This window comes from Pseudomonas sp. Colony2 (genome assembly GCF_019382755.1).
Classification (GTDB): domain Bacteria; phylum Pseudomonadota; class Gammaproteobacteria; order Pseudomonadales; family Pseudomonadaceae; genus Aquipseudomonas.
The window spans coordinates 3403695-3404105 of sequence record NZ_CP080030.1; the positions used below are offsets into that span (position 1 = coordinate 3403695).

Genomic DNA, 411 nt, shown 5'->3' on the forward strand with positions numbered 1-411 from the left:
TGATGCTTGTACATTTCCAGGGGCGTAGGGCAGCCAAGCCACTCGCAGGTGTCTTCATCAATGTTCATGGGTTGTGCTTCCGAATRCTGTATGYRCATACAGTAATCGAGGTTTGGCGAAGCTGAAGGCTTGAGGCGACGAAGTGCAGGTTTACCCGACGATCAGTCAGGCGCCATGAGAACCGCCAGCGTCAGCTTGATGAACTCTTCGTTCTCGTCGATGGTGTGCAGGGCGCCGCGCACGTTCTCCGCCACATCAGCGGAGCCACGCTGCTCGACCCAGTTCGAGATCTCCATGATGGACGCCTCAAGAGCCAGCTGGTTTTCGTAGAGCTTGGAGAGCAGAGAAGGGAGCAGGTCTGAATTGGGCATTGGCGTTCCTCTGGTGGAGTGAACAGCGTAGCAGCAGGCG

The 411-nt window shown here is 56.6% G+C and carries 1 protein-coding gene; it reads right to left on the bottom strand.

What is annotated here, in order from left to right:
- Positions 1-161: 161 nt before the first annotated feature.
- A complete protein-coding gene (locus tag JV201_RS13465) occupies positions 162-371 on the bottom strand; it encodes a hypothetical protein (protein WP_046383000.1) in 210 nt (69 codons plus the stop codon).
- Positions 372-411: the final 40 nt, after the last annotated feature.